The sequence below is a fragment of the Siccirubricoccus sp. G192 genome (genome assembly GCF_019084075.1).
Taxonomy (GTDB): Bacteria; Pseudomonadota; Alphaproteobacteria; order Acetobacterales; family Acetobacteraceae; genus G192.
In genome coordinates, this window is the sequence record NZ_JAHREN010000001.1 from 3,842,325 (window position 1) to 3,858,448 (window position 16,124).

A 16,124-nucleotide genomic window follows, 5' to 3' on the forward strand; every position below is an offset into this window, starting at 1 on the left:
GGGACACCTCAGGCGAGGAATCCGTCACCCGGCACTCCGCGAAGGCATCGCCCACACGCCCTGCCACGCTGCATGAATGGCCAAACTTGAGCTCAGAAGCTGATGCCGATGCCGAAGGAGGCGCCGGTCACGCCGCGGTCGCCGACCATATAGCGGCCGATCAGGCGCACCCGCGACAGATTGATGCCGGCCGCTCCGACCTCGTGGCGGCCCACGTCGAACTCGATCCCGCCGCCCATCTTCAGTGCCCAGGCGAAGCCGAGCGCCTCGCGCTGGTCGCCCAGGTAGCTCGTCGCCGACCCGTCCAGCACCCAACGGATCGGGCGGCCAAAGGCCTCCCGCCCGGTCGGCCAGCGGTACCGTGCCCACAGTCCCAGGGTCCGCGCCGTCGCGCCACCGCGCACGGCCTGGAGGGTATCGCCGAAGGTCTCCAGTCGAATCTGCGTGTACCGAAGTTCGACGTCGATGTCCCGCGCTGGGCGGTGGTCGTAATAGGCGAGCATCAGCGAGCCACCATAGCCTGCGACGTTGGCGTGCAAGTCTGTCAGCGTCGAAAGCTCGACGTCGGTGCGGTGTTTGACGAACGCCCCGAACAGCGCTGAGTCACCGGCCGCGTAGCCGGCCGCGCCGTTCAGGATCGGCCGCAGGACTAAGTAGTCCGTCAGGCGGATGTCCCAGCCGATGCCGATGGTCGCAGCGACGTTGTTCCACCGCAGCGGCAGTTGACGCGCGCCGGAGCCGGTGAGGAGCGTGCGCGGGTCGTAGCGGGCATAGCCGAGGTAGCTCTCGAGGAAGAGGGGGAAGGACTCGCTCAGGGTGAAGCCGAAGCCGAACTGGCCGAGGGTGAGCGTCGGGGCGGCCTCGCCGTGGCCTGGGCTGGTTGAGCCGCGGTTCACAGTGATCGCATTGGCGGACCCGTCTGGGGTCATGTTGTAGCCCATGAGGCCAAGCAGGGCGCCCCGCCGCGGTTGCAGGTCGGCGGCCGCCTGAAGGCGGACCGCGGCCTCGCCCGGGGCTGCCTGCCCCGCCGCGGGCTCGCTCCGGCCGACGCAGGCCAGCACCACGGCCAGCCACAGAGCGACCAGCCGGCGGTGGGGCGGCCGCATTACCGGGGAGAGGTCACGGAGGACTGGCCGCCGACGCCGGTCCGCCACGGGAGCTCGGGTATGGGCGTCGATGGGCAAGCAATGCCACCCGGGGCGACGACGAGGAGGGCCGGCAGCGGTGCCGCCGCGCGGAGCAGCCGATCCCGCGCAGTGCGGACCTGTCGCGCCGTCTCCTCCTGCGAGAGGTGGGAGGCGCGCTCCTTGAGCAGGACATGGCCCACCGCGACCTGCGCCAGGATGCTGAGATAGGTATGGCGCGCGGCCACGCGCGCCGCAAACTCCCGGTCGCGTAGCGCTGCGACATCGCGGGCGGCCTGCCGCGCCGCCGGGTCGCGGGCCTCCTGCTCGAGCGCTGCGTAGGTGGCCGCCATCGTCCGGCGGTCCTCCGTCAGGCCTGCATCGGTCTCCGGCACTGCCGCAACGAGGGCAGCGACCAGTGCCTGCAGGTTTCCGTCCGCCTGCTTGATCGTGCCAGCCAGTTGTGGCGCCTGGGCGTTGTCAATTGTCGCTTTCCGCAGCAGGGCGCCGAGTCCCGTGACGGCCTGGGCGCCGGCTTGGTTCGCCCCTGCGGCCTGCGACGCCAGCTCGGCAAAGGGATCCTCGCGGTAGGGCAGGACGCCGTCCGCCGCGAGGGTGGACAGGGCCGAGAGGTAGGTCGCCAGCGCCTCCTGCATGGCACGCACGCCGTCGCCCCGCGGGTCCGGCGGCCTCGGCGCGGCGACGTACCCCGATGGCAATTGGCAAGGCTCCGTGGCAACCGGGTAGCCCACGGCAAGGTTCGCGGTGCTGGCCCAGTCCCGCACCGACGTATAGTCTGGCCGAGTGCAGGCGGTGACGGCGAGCACGACGAGCATGGTGGCGATGGCCAAGCGGGGCGGCACGACGGGCGTTCCCGCGCGACCGGGGGAGCCCGGCGGATCACAAGGCGCTCGGTTGGCGGACATGCTCACAGGGGAGCCGCCGCAGTCGGCAGCGCCGCACATTCGGTCTGGATGGACTGGTGCGCAACCGCGGGCTCTCGCTGACATCGGGCATTGGCCTGGATCCGGTCCTCGTGCCCATCGTGCCGCCAATGCCGCCCGTGTCCGTTATGACATTCGAGGGAGGCAGCAGTGCTGCCTGTGGCGCCGCGGCTGGTCACCTATGCCGACGCCGGAACGCAAGAAAGGCAGCACCAGGCCCCCGGGGCTCAAAGCCGGAGCGTCACGTGCACGACCCCGGACTCGGTTTCGGTGGTCTGGGGCAACCCGCTCTTCCGCAGCACCTTCAGCATTGCGGCGTTGCCCGCAAGGACCTCGGCGACCAGCTCCCGAAGCCCGGCGCTACGGGCGATCACTACGAGGTGCCGCATCAGCGTGGCGCCGATGCCCTGTCCCTGATACTGATCGACGACCACGAACGCCACCTCGGCCGTCCCGGGCCGGATCACGGCGTAGCGTCCCCCACCGGCGATCACGGCCTGCTCGCCTTCCCGGATCATCGCGACCAGGGCAACATGATCGCCGAAATCGATGTCGAGGAAGCCCGCGATCTCCCGCTCGGAAAAGCTTTTGCGCATCGAGAAGAAGCGCCGGTAGAGCGATTCGGCACTGGTGCGGCCCACGGCCGCCAGGAGGCCGTCGCGATCGGCCGGCCTGAGGGCACGGATCTCGATCCGGCGCCCGTCGCGGAGCACCTCCGCCGCAGAATAGTTCGCCGCCTCCATGGTGCTTCCCTCCAGCCCAGGCGGCAGGCCCCGGGCTCCCTCCCCACGGAAATCCGGTGCCCTACCCCGCGCCGGTGGGAACCGGCTTGCCTCCGTCCGCCCTCAGACCGGTGGCCGCTTCACCCAGGCGTCGCCCCGCAGCGCGCGCTCCCGCCCGTATTCATACAGCGGGCGCATGTAGGACTGCTCGAAGGGCTTGTCGTACTCCACCGTGAAGTCCCGCCCAATATAGGCCAGGTTGAAGTCCACCCCGTCGCGCTCGGTGGCATTGTGGATCCGCAGCACGTCATTGAGCCCGCTGGCGGAGATCATGGAGGTGATTGCCCGGCCGGTGATGCCGAGCGTGCGGCGGTCCACTGATGCCCATTCGGGGTCCAGTCGACTGTTGCGGATCACCCAGGCGCGGGCCGGCGCAACGGGCAGGCGCCGCGTCATCCGCTCTCGGCGGAACCGGGAGACACTGGCGGGGTAGAGGAAGACCTGGGCGAAGGCGCCGCCGTCCACGTGCAATTCCTGGTAAGGCTGCCCATCCAGCGTCGCGTCGAACAGCACCGGGGCGAAGGCGCCAGGGATGGCCGAGGAGGCCAGCAGGATCCGCCGCACCGTCTCCAGCGCCTTCGGATGGCCGCTCCGCGCGATGGCGCCGATGTTCCAGACCACCGGCACCTGCGCGTCCAGGTTGGAGCTGGCGATCAGCAGCAGCCGGCCGCCGTCATAGGCGCGGGCGATCTCCGCCAGCATCGCCTCGTCGAGATAGCGGGAGATGGTGCGGAACAGAGGGCTGTTGTCCGCCATGGCGTCGTCCCAGATCGCCGCGGTGTAGCCGCGCCGGATCAGCACGTCCGCCAGGGTGATGTCGGTGTAGACGCTCTTCAGCTTCGCGTCCCAGGCGCTGCCGAGGAAGGCGAAGGGGGCGCTCAGCGCGCCGGTGCTGATGCCGGTGACCAGGAAGAAGGTGGGCCGGCCGCCCCGCTCCGTCCAGCCGTTGAGCAGCCCGGCGCCGAAAGCCCCGTTCTCGCCGCCGCCCGAGATGCCGAGCAGGTCCAGCTCCAGGTCCGGCACGTCCGGGGGCAGGCCGCGCGACACGAGCTGGCGCTGGACGGCGGCGACGAACTCCCGCTGCAGCGCCGCCTGGCCCGCGGCTTCGGTCGGGTAGAACCGCTCGTTCGGGACGCCGAGCACCGTTGCGGCGCTGGTGCGCCCGCGCGGTACGGCCGCGAGCCGCGTTGGGAGAGAGCAGGCCGGCAGAGCGGAGGCCAGCGCGCCACAGCCCGCGAGTGCCAGCAGGGAGCGCCGGGATCGCGGTGCCGGGTGGGGCTCCGGGCGGAATTGGGACATCGCAAACCTCACGACGCGGCGGGATGGACGGTCGGGTCCGCCCCGCGCCCGGAAACGGACGCCGGCCTAGACCCGCGGCCGCCCCGGCGGCCGTCCTGCAACGGTGATGCGCGGCCGCGGCGACAAACGGAAGGCCAACCTGTATCGGAAATCGGCGGCCAGGCTGCCCTCGGATACGGCAGCCGTCGGGCCGGTATCGGCGCCGACGGGAACCGCGCCGGCCGGCCCAGGCTCAACGGGGCGCCGCCGCTGGAGCGGCGAAGCCCTCCAACGTCCACAGCAGCGGCCCGGGGTCGGTTAGGACCCGTCAGGGGATAACCGCTCGATCTGAGTTGTTGCGAGGGTGGATGGTGTAGTTCCATTCGCCATGAAAGTTGTGGCGGGTGATGTTGAGGGACGCCATCTGCTCGTCGGAGACGACGATGCCTTTGGGGTAATGGCTCGCGTCGAGCTCGCAATGCACGGTCAGGCCGGTGCGCGTAGTGGTGGCGCTGATCAGGTCAACGATGACTCGGTAGCTGACCAGCGGCCTGGCCCGCCAGTTCATGCTGATGAACGAGAACAGGCGGTGCTCAATGGCATTCCATTTGCTGGTGCCGGGTGGCAGGTGGTGCACCTCGATGGCAAGCCCGATCTCGTCGGCCAGGCTCTGCAACTCGGTCTTCCACAGCCGCAGGCGCCAGCCGTTGCTGCCGCCACCATCGGCGGTGATCACCAGACGCTCGGCGGCGGGATAGCGTACCTGGCCAAGGTCGTGCCACCAGCGGCGGATGGTCTGCACCGCGAAAGCGGCCGTGTCGTGGTTCATCCCGACACCCACCCAGCCTGCGTTGGCTGCCAGGTCGTAGAGGCCGTAGGGCACCGCGCGGCCGAGTTCGGGCTGCAGGAAGTCGTGTACCCGCACTTCCTCCGGGTCGCCCTGCGGCCGCCATTCGCGGCCCGCGTTCTTGAAGTCGCCGACAAGCTCCTTTTTCTTGGTGTCGACCGAGATCACCGGCTGCTGCTCCCTCAGCGCCGCTGCCACGCTGGCGTTGATATGGGCGAACTGCGCATCCCGGTCGGGATGCTCGCTGCCTTCGCGCGTCTTGCGGTTGGCCTGCAGGCTGAACTTCTCCTGCGCCAGCAACTCGCCCACCACCGTGCGGCTGACCGGATGGCCACGCTTCGTCAGCTCCGCCGCCAGCCGCCGCAAGCTCTTACAGGTCCAGCGCAAGGGCGACATCGGGTCGCCCCGAGCCTCGGGTTCCACCAGCGACAACAGCGCGGGCAGCAGCCCAGGGTCGCGCTTCACTGCCGACTTGCCGCCACCGCCCTGCCGGCGCACCCGTCCCGGCGGTAACTCGTCTGCCAAATCCTTCAGGCCACGGCCAATCGTGCTCGCCGCCAGTCCTGTTGCCCGCGACACCGCCGCGATCCCGCCATAGCCCGAAGCGCGGGCTTCCGATGCCGCTAACAGCCGACGACCACGCTCGTCCAAATGTACCGACAACTCCAGGAAGCGCGCCCGGATCGCCTCAACATCAACCATCCCAGAACGCTACGGCGCCACGCCCGAGAGGAGAATCCCCGTCTCGCAATCCCAGCCCCGAGCCGATTCACTTATCGGCGGACGAGCCCTTAGTATCCGCCCGAGCCTCGGGGCGCCAAGGTCGATGATGACGACCAGGACGGCGGTCCACATGGACAGCAGGATGAGGGTCAACGCCCTCAGCGGCCGCCCGCGCAGTCCGAACTGGTAGCCCAGCCCGCCCATGCTCGCCATCGTCATGAGGAGCAGAAGCATCACCAGTTGGGCCGCGGGCCCCGAGGTGAAGGCGAAGCGCTGCGCCATCGCGAGGTCGAAGGTCTCGTTGAGCGAGGCCGCCAGCGAGGCCAGCACCGGGTCCTTCCTGTCCCGGGCCAGGTCCACGACCTGCTCCCAGATCCGGGACTGAAGCGCGCCGGTCCGCCGCTCGACCCCGGCGGCATCACCGTCGGCGGGCAGCCGGATGAACTCGATGCGGACGCGCGTGTAGTCTTCGAGCAGCCTGGCGATCTCCTGCCCCTGGTGCTGCCCGACCGCCTGTGCGCGAAGCCAGGACGTCCCGATGGACTGCGCCTCGGACAGGGTACCCAGGCGTCGCTCCTGGAATCGCGTGTTCGCGTAGGCCAGCGTGAGCCCCAGCACGAAGGCGAGCAGGCCGAGCATGCTGGTGACCACGACACCGACACCCTCCAGGGGTGCCTCAGGGCGCGCCTGGCGGCGCCCGATGACGTAGCCGGCCTCGCGCGCGGCGATCTGGAGCACGAAGAGGACCGCGGCGAAGGCCAGGAGGCTCTGGCGCGCGATCTCGGCGAGCAGGGACACGTGATCTCTCCGTCGGTCCGTTGTCCGGGGTTGGCGGCGCGCCCGACCCGTCCTGCGGTCGCCGCCGCTCGGGCGGCTGGCGCGACCGCCGCCGGGGCGATGAGGCGGCCACGCACCGCTTGGATCGGGCCAGGACCGCCGACGGCCATCGGTCCAGTGGTTGCCGGCGGCCACCTCCGTCGCACCGAGGCGGCTGTGGCACTCACTCCGCCGCCTCAATGCGGAACAGGTGGAAGCCCCAGGGCGGAAGGTCGAGGTAGAGGCCACGCCCCATCAGGTCGTCACCTTCGCGCCGATAGCGGGCCGGGCCGAGCAGGTCGATCAGGTCGAGCGGACGCCCAGCCAACTCGCCTACGGGGAGACGGATGTAGCATTGGGCCTGGTTCGGCTGGAAGTTGACGACCACCATCAGGCATTCGCCGTTATTGCCCTCCCACAGGGCGGGGACGAAGCCGGCCCAGGTCCAGTTCCCCGGCCAGGCCTCGATCGGCGCGAGCAGGCGCCAGTCGCCATTGCGCAGCACCGGGGTCCGGAGCACCTCCAGCAGCCGGCGATAGAACTCTCCCACGGCCGAATCGGGCAGCTCGACAGGGGCGCGGTTGAGGTGGATCGAAACGTGCTCGCGGCGGCCCTCGAACTGGCCCTGGTGGAAGAAGCGCAGCCCCGGGGACAGGAACGCCACGGCCGCCGCGGCCTGGTGCACGTCCCACGGGAAGGTGCCCGCCGCGCGGGGCTCGTCGTGGTTCTCGAGGAACCGGACGAGGTGGCGCTGGTAGTCGAGGCCGGCCAGCAGGTGCTCGCGCACGGCCCGGCCGTTGCGGGCAGCCAGGCGGTCATAGAGGCTCTTGTCGTAGGCGTAGTCGAACCCCTGCTGCAGCATCGTCCATTCGAGGTCCCAGTACACCTCGGCCGCGAAGACGAAACCTGGGCTGCGGTCGCGGACGGCGCGGGTCGCACCGGGCCAGAATGGCTCCGCCGCGATGCCCCAGGTGCGCTGGAACACATCGGGCAGGATCAGCATGGCCATGTCGCAGCGGAGCCCGTCGCAGAGCGAAGCCGCGGCCAGGAGTTCCCCGCGCATGGCCTCCCCGGTCGCCGGATTGCCGTAGTCGAGCTGCAGCGTGTCGGGCCAGCCCGGGAAGTAGGGATCGCGCCCATGCGCCAGCACCATGGTGCCGCGCGCGGTCTCGATCCGGAGGTAGTTCCCCGGTTCCCGCTCCAGCTGCGCCTCGCTCCCGCGCACGAACAGCTCCGGCCGCTCCCAGGCCCAAGGGTGGTCCGGCGCCATGTGGTTGGGGACGAAATCGAGCATCAGCCGCAGGCCGCGGGCGTGCAGCCGGCGCCGGAGCCGCGCCAGCGCCTCGTTGCCGCCCATGGCTGGATGCGCGGCATAGGCGGTGATGGCGAAGCTCGATCCGCAGATGTCCCGCTCATCGAGGTCGGGCAGGAGTGCCTCGAAGCCGTGGTGCCAGTCGGGATTCGTGCGCGACACATTCCGTCCCGCTTCGCCGGTGCTCCAGACACCGAGGAAGTACACCCAGTCGAAACCCTGCGCGGCGATGCCGTCGAGCTCGGCATCCGGGATGTCGTCCAGCATCGCCGTCCGGCCGAGTTCGCCCTCAAGGGCACGCAGGCGCACGCGCGTGTTGAGCTGGAAGAGTGCAGGATAGGCCGGCAGGCGCGGCAATTCGCGGGCCAATTCCTCGCCCGCGGCCAACTCACCGGCTGGGACGGGCGGCGCGACGGTAGGCATCTTTCATCCCTTTCGCTGGGCGGCCCGCTCACGGGTCGCCGGTGCTTTCCGCACCCCTGCGGCGCGGATCAGGCCGCCGGTGTGGAAGCGGCGGGCTCCACGACCGGCCGCTGCGGCCCGCCCGTTGCTGCTGCGCCGCCTTCCGGTGCCGACGGCCCGCGGCGGCCCGCCATGTCGCCGAAGACCGTCCCTCGCCCGCCCTCCAGCAGGCTCTCGGGAGAGACCGACGCGAAGAATTGCATGAGCGTCGCGACGACGCCGGTCCAGCCGGTCTGGTGGCTGGCGCCGAGCCCGGCGCCGTTGTCGCCGTGGAAGTACTCGTAGAAGAGCAGGCAATCGCGCCAGTGCGGGTCCTCCGCGAACTTGCGCGTGCCTCCAAACACCGGCCGGCGGCCATTCGCGTCCCGCAGGAAGGTGGCCTCAAGCCGCCGCGCGATCTCCTGTGCCACCCCGAACAGCGTCATCATCCGGCCCGAGCCGGTCGGGCATTCCACCCGGAACTCGTCACCGAAGTAGAGGTACTGCATCAGCAGCGCCCGGATGAGGATGGCGTTGACCGGCATCCAGACCGGCCCGCGCCAGTTCGAGTTGCCCCCGAACATGCCGGAGTCGGACTCAGCCGGCACATACGCCACCCGGAATTCCTGGCCTTCGGTGCGGAAGACGTAGGGTTGGTCGGCGTGCCGCCGCGACACTGAGCGGATGCCGTATGGCCCGAGGAACTCGTCCTCGTCCAGCATAACGGCCAGGATACGGCGGAGCTTTTCCTCGTTCACGATCGAGAGCAGCCTGCGGCCGTTGTGGCCCGGCTTGTCGAGCGGGTGGACGAAGCGCCGAAGCTCGGGACGGTCCTGCAGCAACCAGCGTACCCGGTCCACGACCTCCGGCAGCCTCTCGCGGAACTGCGGCTCGAAGACGGCGCAGGCGCAGATCGGGAGCAGGCCCACCACGGAGCGCACCTTGAGGCGTTCCGCACGCCCGTCGGGCCGGCGCAGCACGTCGTAGAAGAAGCCGTCCTGCTCGTCCCACATCCCGTCGTCACCCGAGCGCACCATGGCCGAGCCGATGGACAGGAACTGCTGCACGAAGCGCAGCACCATGTCCTCGTACAGCGGATCCTCGCGTGCGAGCTCCGTCGCGATCTCCACCATGTGCTGGCAGAACACCGCCATCCAGGCGGTGCCGTCGGCCTGCTCGAGATACCCGCCCGTCGGCAGCGGGGCGGAGCGGTCGAAGACGCCGATGTTGTCGAGGCCGAGGAATCCGCCCTCGTACAGGTTCCGCCCGGAGCGGTCCTTGCGGTTGATCCACCAGCTGAAGTTGAGGAGGAGCTTGCTGAACTGTTGGGCGAGCCAGCGCCGGTCCCCGGTCCCGCCCCGCCGCGTCCGGTCGAGCTGGTAGAGGAAGGCGGTCGCCCAGGCGTGGACCGGCGGGTTCACGTCGCCGAAATCCCACTCGTAGGCCGGCATCTGGCCGTTGGGGTGGAGGTAGCGGTCGCGCAGCGTGAGCGCGAGCTGTTCCTTGGCGAAGTCCTCATCCACCAGGCCGAGCGCGAGCGTGTGGAAGGCGAGATCCCAGGCCGCGTACCAGGGGTATTCCCACTTGTCCGGCATGGAGAATACATCGGCGTTGTACATGTGCGACCAGTCGCCATTGCGTGGCGCGCTGCCGCCCCGCTCCCGCGTCCAGCGGCGCACATCGTACAGGTAGTACTGCTTGCTCCAGAGCATGCCGGAGAGGGCCTGGCGGTAGACGCGCGCCTCGTCCTCGGTGAAAGAGGCGGGCGCGACCGCCTTGTAGAACTCGTCGGCCTCGGCGCGGCGCGCCGCGAAGATGCGGTCGAAGTCGAGGCCGAAGCCGCCGGCAACCGCGCCATCGCCCATGCGGAGCCGCAGGCGGAGGGCAACCTCGCCGCCCGCCGGCACGGTCGGTTGCCATAGCGCGGCTGCCTTGGTGCCCGTCATGTTCGGGTTCACCCCGTCGTGCCGGCCGTGCAGCAGGTAGTCGTTGATGCCGTCCTTCGGGTAGGGGGAACCACCCTGGCGGCCGAAGATCCTGGCTTCGTTGGTCTCGTTCTCGACGACGAGCACCGGCAGCTCGGGGCGCTCGCACTGCAGGGCCGCCCGGCCGAGCTCCTCATGGAACGCTTCGACGAGGACGCCGTCCCGGCGATCGCCCCGCGCCCCGCGCAGCACGGGCTTCGGCGTGCCGTCGGGCCAGGACCAGGTGTTGCGGAACCACAGCGTAGGGAGGAGGTGCAGGCTGGCCGGCTCAGGCCCGCGGTTGCAGACCGTCAGCCGGATCAGCACGTCCTCGGGATCCGCCTTCGCATACTCGACGAAGACGTCGAAGTAGCGGTTCTCGTCGAATATGCCCGTATCGATCAGCTCGAACTCGAGATCCCGCCGCCCGCGCCAGCGGTTCTCCATCACCAGCCGCGAGTAGGGATATGCCTGCTGCGGATACTTGTAGAGGTAGCGCATGTACGAGTGCGTAGGCGTGCTGTCGAGGTAGAAGTAGTACTCCTTCACGTCCTCGCCGTGGTTGCCCTCGGTGTTGGTCAGGCCAAACAGACGCTCTTTCAGGATCGGGTCCTGGCCATTCCAGAGCGCGAGGGCGAAGCAAAGAACCTGCCTGTCGTCACTGATGCCAGCCAGACCGTCCTCACCCCAGCGGTAGGCACGGGAACGGGCCTGGTCGTGGGTGAAGTAATCCCAGGCATCGCCGCCGCCGCTGTAGTCCTCACGCACCGTTCCCCATTGGCGCTCGGAAAGGTAGGGGCCCCAGCGCCGCCATGGCGCCCCTTGATCGCGGCACTCGGCAAGCCGCCGATGCTCGGCCGTCTGTGCCATGTCACCCCTCCCAACGGCGGCCCCGAGCCGGACGCCGGGGCACCCGCCCCGGCCGATGGCGCCGTTGCGGAGAAACATAGACCAGTGGCGAGGCCTCGCGCCGACGGACGCTATCGGATTTCCACACCGGCCCGTCCGGGACGCGCCGGAAGCCCGGCAATTTCCGATAGCGTTTCCCGGCGACGCCTGGCGACCACCGCGTCTAGGCTGGGCAACACCTTGACATGACCGTGCTCGGCGGGCTGCAGGTGGACGCGCGCGGGTGGCTGGCGAACTGGATGGTGCCGGGCCGGATGGTTGCGGGCATGGGCGGCGCCATGGACCTCGTCACCGGCGCACGGCGCGTGGCCGTGGCGATGCAGCACACGGCGCGGGGCGAAGATCGTACGGGACCTGACGCTGCCTCCGACGGCCGCGCGCCCGGTCACGCTCGTGGTGACCGACATGGCGGTCGTCGAGCCGACGGAAGGTGGCCTTGTGCTGCGCGAGTGCGCCCCGGGCGTGACCGTCGAGCAGATTCTCGCGGCGACCGGCGCGCCGCTGCGCGTCGAAGGCCCGGTGCCCGAGATGCGCCTCATGCCGGACGCGGTGTCGGGACCCGTGGGATAGGGTGCCAGGAGACGAGGAATGAACGAGGCCACGCAAACGAAATCCGGGCCGGCGGTGGAGAGCGACTTCCTGCCCGTCCCCGGCGCGCCGGACATCATGATGCTCTGGTATGCGGTGGGCGCGCGCGCCATCCTGGAGGCGATGAGGGCGGCGCTGGAGCTGAACCGCAGCCTGAACGACATCGGCAGGGAGGTGGTCCGGCGGGCGCAGGACGAGGCCATCGCCGCGCTGCTCCGGGGCTTGGCCTCCAATGCGGCGCCGCGCCCGCCACCAGAGGCCGGCTTCGCGGATCTCACGCGCATGGGCATGGAAACCGTCATGCAAAGCATGACGGCGGCGATGCGGACCTTCGGCTCCAGTGCCCACGGCACGGAAGCGCCGGAAGCCAGCGCCAAACCGACGCCCAGTCGGTCGCGAACAGCCGCCTAGAGCATGATGCATTCACCTTCGTTCACGCATCATGCTCCAGGCCTTTGTTTGATCGCGTGATTCGCGCTTTTCGGTGCGAGCACCTCAAGCGATCACGCTCTAGCGGGGGCGACGGCAGCGCCCGAAGTCGTCCGCCGGGCGCACCTAACCCCGTGCAGCAGACGGATCTCTGACCGGAGGACGCGATGACCTTTGAGCGGAGCTGGGGAGTACCGCTGCGGAACACCTCGGTGGTCCTGGCCACTTGCCTGGCGGCAGGCGCCCTGAGCGCATGCGCCGCCGGTTCGCCGCCTGGGCCAGGCGGCGACCAGGCAAACACCGTGGGCACCCGGGCCGCTGAAAGCCGCACGGTAGCGGTTTGCCTTGGCGACACCTACGGCCTCCGCCCGTACTACTGGCAAGGCAGGCTCTGGAGCCCAAGGTTGCCGGCGGTGCCGGAGCCGCGCAGGACCGAATGTTCCCTGCTGAGGTGGACGGCCCATTCGTGGATGCGCGACTGAACGAGGATCGCCCGCCGGAGCATGCCGCTTCGCCACCTGCGGATGCCGGGCCTAGGCGACCCCGGCGGCCTCCTCCTCCGGACTCAGCAGCCTGGCAAGCGGCCCCCTCGGGCTCGGGTCGATGCGGAACCCCACCATCTCGGCCGCCTTGCGGAGCACCGCCTCGGCCATCGCACGGTCCTTCGGCGCCGCAAAGATGATGGCCAGGCCGCGCACGGCGGCGGCGCGGTCGGCCCGCAGCAGCAGGGCCTGCCTGCGGGCGATCTCGCGTACCTCGGCCGGCGTCGGCCGTTGCCGCATCGGCAACTCCTCCCGGACGGCCAGGAGGGCGCGGTAGGTCCGCTCGTCGACGGCCCCCTGCTCGTTCATCAACAGCAGCAGTATGCGCACGATCCCGTCCCGCAGGGTCCCCGTCCCCGCGCTGGCCAGGAGGTCCTGGACCTCGCGCCGGGCGAGCTCGTGCCGGGCGGGGTCGGCACCGAGCGGGTGGTGGGACGGGTCAGAGGCCAGCCCCGCGGCCGCGCGCGCGAGCGGCGTTCCGTAGAGGGCGCCGAAGACCTGCTCCGCTGCCTTGTGGCTGGCCTCGGACCAGGCCTCGATCGCCTGCTCGGTTGCCTTCGCGAATTGCGCTCCATCGCGCGGAAGGGATTATCTGCGCTGCAGGCCTGCCGGTTGACCCTGACGGCCGACGCGAGCGCCTCGACGGGCCGGAGCATCGGGTTCAGGTCCGACAGCGCCCAGCGCTGCGCCCGCAGGGGGTGCAGCCGCCGCATCGCCTCCGCCGCCGGCTCATTCGCCATGGCGCGCACCGTCGGGGCCGCCAGCCGCTCGTACAGGCCGGCATTGACCTCCGAGACGCGGCGGACGACTTCGAACGGGCGCTCCCCCTCGCGGTCGCCGCAGAGCGCGGCGATATCGACCACGCTCCGTTGCTCGAACCGCGTCACGTAGCGGTCCGGGACGAGCTCGACTGCCCGCATCTCGGGCTGCTTGTCCTCGATGAGCATCTCATAGAGGCCGGGCGGCAGCGCCTCGATCAGGTCGAGCAGTTCGACAAAGCCGGCGTGCTCCTTCCGCGCGACGGCCCCCGAGACGAAGATCCCAAGGTGCCCGACCCTCGGGTGCACCGAGTAGACGATGGTCTGACCCTGCGTGATCAGGTCGTCATCGGATGCGTAGAGGTCCAGGATCCAGTTGAGCGCCTGCTGCGGCGGCGTGATGTCGTCGCCCCAGGAGCAGAGCACGCAGATCGGCGAGCGGATGTTGCGGAGATCGACGCGGAGCGAACCGTCATGGGACACGACCTCGCCCCGGGCGAGCTTGTTCCCCACGAAGAGCTGGTCGACGATCGCCGTCATCTCCTCCCGGTTCATCAGGAAGTACCCGCCCCACCAGCGCTCGAACTCGAGGAAGCGGGGCGGCTCCGTGTCGGCCTTGTCGAGCAGGTTGTAGTATTTCGACCACCAGGTGTTGGCCGGATTCAGCGCCTCGAAGTTCAGGACCAGGTTCGCGCCGTCGAAGCGGCCGTTGCCAAGATCGCCGGCGAGGTACGAGAGCCAGCTGCCGCCGAGCAGGCCGCCGGCGTAGCGCATCGGGTTCAGGCCGGGCGCGCCGGCCCAGTAGGAAAGCGGCGAGCCGGCGATCAGGATCGGCCCGGGCAGATCCGGCCGCACAGCGGCCAGGCCCATGATGGCCCAACCCGCCTGACAGTTGCCTATCACGCAAGGGCCACCCGGCGCTTCCGGGTGCCGCTCGCGGACCAGCTCCAGGAAGCGCGCCTCGGCAAGCATCACGTCCACCAGGCGCTGCCCCTGCACCGGCTCCGGGAAGAACGTCACGAAGTAGACGGGGTGGCCGAGCCTGAGCGCATTGCCGATCTCGCTGTCCTCCTTGAAGCCGCCGATGCCCGGCCCGTGGCCGGCGCGCGGGTCCACCACCACGAAGGGGCGCATGGCCGGGTCGGTGGGCAGGTCTCCCCTGCCCGGGAGGATGCGCAGCAGTGCGTAGTTGCAGGGTCTCTCGAGGGAGCGCCCGTCGAGCAGCAGTTCGTGCCCGAACTTGAGGAGCGGCGGACTGCCGGCAGCCTCGTGCCGGAGGTACTCGTTGCCCCGCTCGCGCAGCGTGTCCCAGAACAGGGCATTACGCTGCGCCGCGTCGACGAGGTAGTCGGCGAAGTCGGAGAAGACCGGTATGCGGATCATCGGTTACGCCTCGTCCGGCCGCTTCCAGGTGAGATAGAACCCAACGTCGCCCGGCATGCCGCCGGGCCAGCTCACGATCTCCGCCCGGATCTGGAATCCGCGCGGTTCCAGCTCGCGGGCGAAGAAATCATAGGCCCTCTTCGGGAAGCCATCGAGCTTCTGCTGCCAGTTCTTGTCGTGGTTGGTGATGGCGCGGCCCTGGTCGGGCAGCCAGTCCGAAGGGAACTGGAGAACGAGGGCCTGCTTCTCGCCGATTTCGACCGTCTTCCGCACCAGGGTGGCGATCCGGTCCATGGCCTCGGGCTGCACCTCCCGCTCCAGGAAGGCCTGGTGCAGCTTTTCGCGCTCGGCCTTGACCACTCCCTCGTGGGCCCGCTGCTTGGCCGCTTCTTCCTCCTTCCTGGAACGGAGGTAGGCGCGCACGGCATCCGCGCTCAGGGTGTTGCCGGTGAAGCTCATGCCAAGATCTCCCGATCCAGCCCCGGGCTGTCACCCGAGGATGTGGTAGCCGCCGTCGATGTAGAGTGTCTCTCCCGTCATCGCGGTCCCGTAGTCGCTCGCCAGGAACACGCAGGCCGCGCCGACCTCCTCGATCGTCACCAGCCGCCGCGCCGGCGCCCGCGCCGAGACCTTCTCCATCAACTCGTCGAAGTCGCGGATGCCCGAGGCCGCACGCGTCGCAAGTGGACCGGGGCTCACGGCATGCACGCGGATGCCCTTTGGCCCAAGCTCGGTCGCCATGTAGCGGACGGAGGCCTCGAGGGCGGCCTTGACCGGCCCCATGATGCCGTAGTTCTCCACCACCTCCGAGGCGCCGAGATAGGACATCGTGAGCATCGTGCCGCCGTTCCGCATCAGCGGCTCGGCGCGGCGCGCCAGGTCGATGAAGGACCAGCAGGAGACCTCCATCGCGGCCAGGAACCCGTCCCGGGGGCAGTCCGTCACGCGCCCCTGGAGCGCTTCGCGCGGCGCAAAGGCGATCGAGTGGACCAGTATGTCGAGCTCGCCCCAGGTCGCCGCCACCGCCTCGAACAGGGCGTCGACCTGCGCCGGGTCGCGCACCTCGAGCGGCATGAAGATCGGTGCCCCAACCGCCCTTGCGAGCGGCTCGACATGCGGTCGCGCCCTCTCGTTCAGATAGGTCATAGCCATCTCGGCGCCAGCACGGCGCATGGCCTGCGCACAGCCCCAGGCAATGGACCGGTCATTGGCGACGCCGACGACGAGCGCCTTTCGCCCGGTCAGGACCGGCGGCAGGCGATCTGTCGGCGAACGGTCGGCCAT

Annotated in this window: 14 protein-coding genes and 1 pseudogene; 3 read left to right on the plus strand and 12 right to left on the minus strand. The window is 69.8% G+C overall.

Annotated features, from left to right (window positions below):
- Positions 1–92 precede the first annotated feature (92 nt).
- The 8 genes from KSF81_RS18525 to KSF81_RS18560 all read right to left on the minus strand — a co-directional run bounded on the left by KSF81_RS18525 (position 93) and on the right by KSF81_RS18560 (position 11,101).
- A complete protein-coding gene (locus KSF81_RS18525) occupies positions 93–1,061 on the minus strand; it encodes a hypothetical protein (RefSeq protein ID WP_217380233.1) in 969 nt (322 codons plus the stop codon).
- 44 nt (positions 1,062–1,105) lie between these two features.
- A complete protein-coding gene (locus tag KSF81_RS18530; protein ID WP_217380234.1) occupies positions 1,106–1,975 on the minus strand; it encodes a hypothetical protein in 870 nt (289 codons plus the stop codon).
- Between the two features lie 320 nt (positions 1,976–2,295).
- Positions 2,296–2,811, minus strand: a complete 516-nt coding sequence (locus tag KSF81_RS18535) for a GNAT family N-acetyltransferase (protein WP_217380235.1) — start codon at positions 2,809–2,811, stop codon at positions 2,296–2,298.
- A gap of 102 nt (positions 2,812–2,913) precedes the next feature.
- Positions 2,914–3,993, minus strand: coding sequence for a patatin-like phospholipase family protein (locus KSF81_RS18540; RefSeq protein ID WP_217380236.1), 1,080 nt, complete (start codon positions 3,991–3,993; stop codon positions 2,914–2,916).
- Positions 3,994–4,456: 463 nt separating this feature from the next.
- On the minus strand, positions 4,457–5,677 hold the full coding sequence (locus KSF81_RS18545) for an ISAzo13 family transposase (RefSeq protein ID WP_217380237.1): 1,221 nt from the start codon (positions 5,675–5,677) through the stop codon (positions 4,457–4,459).
- Positions 5,678–5,686: 9 nt separating this feature from the next.
- The gene (locus tag KSF81_RS18550; RefSeq protein ID WP_217380238.1) at positions 5,687–6,496 is read right to left on the minus strand and encodes a hypothetical protein; all 810 of its coding nucleotides are present in this window, start codon (positions 6,494–6,496) and stop codon (positions 5,687–5,689) included.
- Positions 6,497–6,698: 202 nt separating this feature from the next.
- Positions 6,699–8,249, minus strand: a complete 1,551-nt coding sequence (locus tag KSF81_RS18555; protein ID WP_217380239.1) for an alpha-amylase family glycosyl hydrolase — start codon at positions 8,247–8,249, stop codon at positions 6,699–6,701.
- A 68-nt stretch (positions 8,250–8,317) separates the two neighbouring features.
- Entirely contained in the window at positions 8,318–11,101 is a 2,784-nt protein-coding gene (locus KSF81_RS18560) for an MGH1-like glycoside hydrolase domain-containing protein (protein ID WP_217380240.1), read from the minus strand.
- A 224-nt stretch (positions 11,102–11,325) separates the two neighbouring features.
- Here KSF81_RS18560 and KSF81_RS31150 point away from each other — a divergent pair.
- From KSF81_RS31150 to KSF81_RS18570, 3 genes and pseudogenes are all read left to right on the plus strand, one after another.
- Positions 11,326–11,421, plus strand: a pseudogene (locus tag KSF81_RS31150) (succinyl-CoA--3-ketoacid-CoA transferase); the annotation flags it as partial.
- A 124-nt stretch (positions 11,422–11,545) separates the two neighbouring features.
- Positions 11,546–11,710, plus strand: coding sequence for a hypothetical protein (locus KSF81_RS31155; RefSeq protein WP_305801260.1), 165 nt, complete (start codon positions 11,546–11,548; stop codon positions 11,708–11,710).
- Between the two features lie 18 nt (positions 11,711–11,728).
- Positions 11,729–12,139, plus strand: a complete 411-nt coding sequence (locus KSF81_RS18570) for a hypothetical protein (protein ID WP_217380241.1) — start codon at positions 11,729–11,731, stop codon at positions 12,137–12,139.
- Between the two features lie 551 nt (positions 12,140–12,690).
- Here KSF81_RS18570 and KSF81_RS18575 read toward each other — a convergent pair.
- From KSF81_RS18575 to fabI, 4 genes are read right to left on the minus strand one after another with little or no spacing between them, the layout of a single operon-like run.
- On the minus strand, positions 12,691–13,029 hold the full coding sequence (locus tag KSF81_RS18575) for a hypothetical protein (protein WP_217380242.1): 339 nt from the start codon (positions 13,027–13,029) through the stop codon (positions 12,691–12,693).
- Positions 13,008–14,840 carry a DUF3141 domain-containing protein gene (locus tag KSF81_RS18580; RefSeq protein WP_217380243.1) on the minus strand — a complete coding sequence of 611 codons (1,833 nt, stop codon included), beginning with the start codon at positions 14,838–14,840 and terminating at the stop codon, positions 13,008–13,010. The genes KSF81_RS18575 and KSF81_RS18580 overlap by 22 nt, the downstream gene beginning before the upstream one ends.
- A 3-nt stretch (positions 14,841–14,843) precedes the next feature.
- The gene (locus KSF81_RS18585; RefSeq protein WP_217380244.1) at positions 14,844–15,299 is read right to left on the minus strand and encodes a hypothetical protein; all 456 of its coding nucleotides are present in this window, start codon (positions 15,297–15,299) and stop codon (positions 14,844–14,846) included.
- Positions 15,300–15,329: 30 nt separating this feature from the next.
- Positions 15,330–16,124 (minus strand): enoyl-ACP reductase FabI, encoded by a 795-nt coding sequence (gene fabI / locus KSF81_RS18590; protein ID WP_217380245.1) that lies wholly within the window; start codon positions 16,122–16,124, stop codon positions 15,330–15,332.